Genomic DNA, 3,304 nt, shown 5'->3' on the forward strand with positions numbered 1-3,304 from the left:
GACCGACTGGGAGGACTTCGGCGGGCCCGCGGGCGCGCCGCCCGCCGTGGCGGCCAACGCCGACGGCAGGCTCGAGGTCGTCGCGCCGGGCCCGGGCGGCGCCAACCTGGCGCACCGCTGGCAGACCTCGCCCGGCGGGGACTGGTCCGACTGGGACGGCGACTTCGGCTCCTTCACCGGCTCGGCGGCCACCGTGGCGCTGGGCGCCGGTGACCTGTTGCAGGTCATGGCGATCGCGCCCATGGGCCTGGCGCTGTCCAACCGTCCACAGTCGTCACCCAATGGCGGCTGGGACGACTGGCGCGCCTTCGGCGAATGGACCGACTGCGGCGCCGCCACGCTGGCCGCGAGCGCGGACGGACGGTTGGAGGCGTTCTTCATGCCGCCCGGCGGAGACGTGATCTACCACCGGTACCAAAAGGCCGACGGCTCCTGGAGCGACCGCGACGAGTTCGGTCCCGGCACCGCCACGGCCACCCCCAGCGCGTGCCTCGACGCCGACGGCCGGCTGCACGTCTTCACCGTCGCGCCCGACGGCACCGTCCACACCCGATCCCAGACGGAGGCGTCGGGCGGTTGGGGCGACTGGAAAACCCTGGAGGGAAAGGCGATCGCGCCGGTGCCCGCGGGCTCGGCGACCTGATCGTCAGTTGTCCGGGTCGGTCCTGGCGTCCCTGCCGCCGCCGTTGGCGTTGACGGCGTGGACGCTGAGGCAATCCAGCTCCCCGCTGTCGAAGACGGCCTGGGTGGTGCCGCCGTCGACGGTGGCCAGCACGTCGCCGTGGCAATCTCCCACCACATAGGAGGAGATCTCGGAGCCGCCGTCGTCGGACGGCGGTTCCCACATCGCCTGATAGCCCTGGTAGGTGTACCAGGCTTCGAAGTCGTTGGGGGCCGACGGAACCGGGCCGTGGCCGGGATGGCTGTGCGTCCCCGGGGAGTCGGTCGACGGTTCCATCGACAGGGGATCCTGGGTCTTACTGGGACTGTCGCTGCTGGACGACTTCGACGGCTTGTCGCTGGAGCTCGATTCCTCCGACGCCGGAGTGGTGCCGTCGTCGGAGGAATCGGCATGGCTCGACGGAGTATTGGCCTCGGCGGGTGCCCTGCCCCCGGCGAACGCCCACGCGGCCACCAACGCGACGGCGGCCAGTATCACCGCCACCACGACGCCCCGGATCACCATGGGGCCACCGAATTCGGACGCCGCGGGCTCCTCGGGGCTCTCGTCGGTGCTGGCCGCGGGGCGTTCGGGGATCGGCGGCCAGGGTGGGGGTTGGTCGGGGGCAACGCTCACCGGCCCCACGATAGCGAAGATCGTGTCGCCAGTCACACCCGGGATTCCCTGGCGGGACCGCGATCCCGCCCCGGTTCAGTCCGCGGCCAGGGCGTCGAACATGCCCGGACGGTAGGAGCCGCCCTTGTTGCGGACGATCACGCCGATCCGGTTGGCGGCGTTGATCATGGCGACCAGGTACACCAGGGCGCCGACCTGATCGTCGTCGAAGTGGGCGCGCACCGCGTCCCAGGTCTCGTCGGACACTCCACTGTGCGCATCGGCGAGCCGGGTGCCCTCCTCGGCCAGCGCCAGGGCCGCCCGTTCGGCGTCGGTGAAGACGCTCGACTCCCGCCAGGCGGCCACCAGGTTGATCCGGGTGGCGTCCTCTCCGGCCGCCGCGGCCTCCGTGGTGTGCACGTCGACGCAGAAGCCGCAGCCGTTGATCTGGCTGGCCCGCAGCTCCACCAGCTCCCGCAGGTTCTTGGGCAGCGTGGACTGCTCCAGAACCAGGGAGGCGCGGTAGAAGCGCTTGCCCACCTTGGCGGCGGTCGGGCTGTCGAACAGGTTGAAACGGGGTTCCATGATCTCGTGCCTTTCGGTAGGGACGTTGACGCCCATGAGATGCCGCCCGGCGCGGCCGCGTGACGGCCGCGCGCCGTGGCGACCGGCACACCACCGGGCTGTCACAAAACCGCGCGAGGCGGAGTCTGATGGGAAACGCCGCAGACAGGAGCCAAGACATGCCCGACGCCGCACCGCACCGCCTCGATCCCGCGACGGAGACCTTCGTGGCGCACCGTGACCTGCTGTTCACCGTCGCCTACGAGATGCTCGGCTCGGCCGCCGACGCCGAGGACGTGCTGCAGGAGACCTGGCTGCGCTGGTCGACCGTCGACCTCGACACCGTGCGCAACCAGCGGGCCTACCTGGTGCGCGTCACGACCCGCCAGGCGCTGATCCGCCTGCGGACCTTGGGAAGGCGTCGGGAGTCCTATGTAGGACCGTGGCTGCCCGAGCCGCTGCTCACCGCCCCCGATGTCGCCGCCGACGTCGAGCTGGCCGACAGCGTGTCGATGGCGATGCTGCTGGTGTTGGAGACCCTCGCCCCGATCGAGCGCGTGGTCTTCGTGCTGCGCGAGGTCTTCGACGTGGGGTACGACGAGATCGCCGCGGCGGTCGACAAGACCCCGGCGGCGGTGCGTCAGATCGCGCACCGCGCCCGCTCCCACGTGGCGGCCCGCCGCCCCCGCGCCGAGGTGTCGGCCACCGAATCGCGCGAGGTCGTCGCGGCGTTCCAGCGGGCGGTGCGAACGGGCAACCTTCGGGACCTGCTCGACACCCTGGCCCCCGACGCGGTGCTGCTGACCGACGGCGGCGGCATCGCGCGCGCCGCCCTGGAACCGATCGTGGGCGCCCAGGCGGTGGCGGCGGTCGTCGGCAGGGTCCGCCCGTCGATGACTCTGCGCCAGGTCAACGGCTACCCCGCGCTGGTGGTCTGGCGCGGCGACGCGGTCGACACGGTGCTGGCGCTGCGCGTCGACGACGGGCGCGTCGCCGGACTGTACGCCGTCCGCAACCCCGACAAGCTGTCCCGCATGGGCGCTGAGACCCCGCTGCGGCGTTGACGAATAAGTCGACGCCTGTCGATGTTGGCATGGGTCGATACCCCCGTCGCCGTCGTAGGGAGCCCCCCGTGACTTACCGTCCCGTAGCGTTGCTGGCGGGGCTGATCCGCGCCCAGGTTGCCGTCGTTGGGAGCCCCCCGTGACTTACCGCCAGCTCGCCACCCGCCCCGTCCTGACCTGGGCTCTGGTCGCCGTCGGCGCGCGGCTGCCCGTGGCGGCGGCGCCGCTGGCCCTGGTGTTCCTGGTGCGGCAGCGCGACGGCGGCTACGCGATCGGGGCGGGACTCGGAGCGTCCTATGTGGTGGGCGAGGTGATCGGCGCGGTGGTGCTCGGCTCGCGGCTGGCCCCTGATCGCGCCCGCCGCCAGCTCGCGGCGGGGCTGGCGGTCGGCGCGGCGGCG

Annotated in this window: 4 protein-coding genes and 1 pseudogene; 3 read left to right on the plus strand and 2 right to left on the minus strand. The window is 72.3% G+C overall.

Annotation, left to right across the window (positions count from 1 at the left end; translation table 11 throughout):
- A partial coding sequence (locus tag VE172_RS08035) for a DUF8189 domain-containing protein (protein WP_324799615.1) occupies window positions 1–643 on the plus strand: 643 nt, incomplete at its 5' end.
- 3 nt (window positions 644–646) lie between these two features.
- On the opposite strand, the gene VE172_RS08040 is transcribed toward VE172_RS08035, so the two are convergent.
- On the minus strand, window positions 647–1,297 hold the full coding sequence (locus VE172_RS08040) for a hypothetical protein (RefSeq protein ID WP_324799618.1): 651 nt from the start codon (window positions 1,295–1,297) through the stop codon (window positions 647–649).
- Window positions 1,298–1,372: 75 nt separating this feature from the next.
- Window positions 1,373–1,861 (minus strand): carboxymuconolactone decarboxylase family protein, encoded by a 489-nt coding sequence (locus VE172_RS08045; RefSeq protein WP_324799621.1) that lies wholly within the window; start codon window positions 1,859–1,861, stop codon window positions 1,373–1,375.
- A 158-nt stretch (window positions 1,862–2,019) separates the two neighbouring features.
- Between VE172_RS08045 and VE172_RS08050 the strand changes: the two genes are divergently transcribed.
- Complete coding sequence (locus VE172_RS08050) at window positions 2,020–2,904, plus strand: RNA polymerase sigma-70 factor (protein WP_324799624.1); 885 nt, start codon at window positions 2,020–2,022, stop codon at window positions 2,902–2,904.
- A gap of 139 nt (window positions 2,905–3,043) precedes the next feature.
- Window positions 3,044–3,304: pseudogene (locus VE172_RS08055) on the plus strand (MFS transporter); the annotation flags it as partial.

It is taken from the genome of Stackebrandtia sp. (assembly GCF_035643755.1).
In the GTDB taxonomy this organism is placed as follows: domain Bacteria; phylum Actinomycetota; class Actinomycetes; order Mycobacteriales; family Micromonosporaceae; genus Stackebrandtia.